This window comes from Gluconobacter sp. P1D12_c (assembly GCF_018812105.1).
In the GTDB taxonomy this organism is placed as follows: Bacteria; Pseudomonadota; Alphaproteobacteria; order Acetobacterales; family Acetobacteraceae; genus Gluconobacter; species Gluconobacter oxydans_A.
The window spans coordinates 1-412 of the sequence record NZ_JACSIQ010000607.1; the positions used below are offsets into that span (position 1 = coordinate 1).

Here is a 412-nt window from a genome sequence, read left to right on the forward strand (position 1 = left end):
GCTTTGGAGCCGCCACCAGCGTTGCATCCAGGATCTGGCCCGACATCGGCAGATAGCCGGCGTGCCGCAGGGTCGCGTCAAAACGGTTGAACAGACCCTCGATCGCTCCCACCTGCGTCAGGCGCTCACGGAACAGCCAGAGTGTTTTGGCATCAGGAACACGATCTGAAAGCCCCAGCCCAAGGAAGCKCATGAACGACAGGCGATCGTTGATCAGATATTCCGTCCGCTCATCAGACAAATTGTTCAACGTCTGGATCACCAGGATCTTGAACATCAGCACCGGATCAAATGGCGGTCGCCCGCCTTTGCTTCCATCTGAATAGGCCAGTGCCTTCTCCAGATCAGGACGGAACACTTCAAAATCCACAGTCCGGGAAAATGCTTCGAGCTCATCACCAAGCCCGCTCAA

At 56.2% G+C, this 412-nt stretch carries 1 protein-coding gene; it reads right to left on the minus strand.

Going from position 1 to position 412, the window contains the following annotated elements; all coding sequences use genetic code 11:
• A partial coding sequence (locus KP705_RS21825; RefSeq protein ID WP_215765341.1) for a transposase occupies positions 1-412 on the minus strand: 412 nt, incomplete at both ends.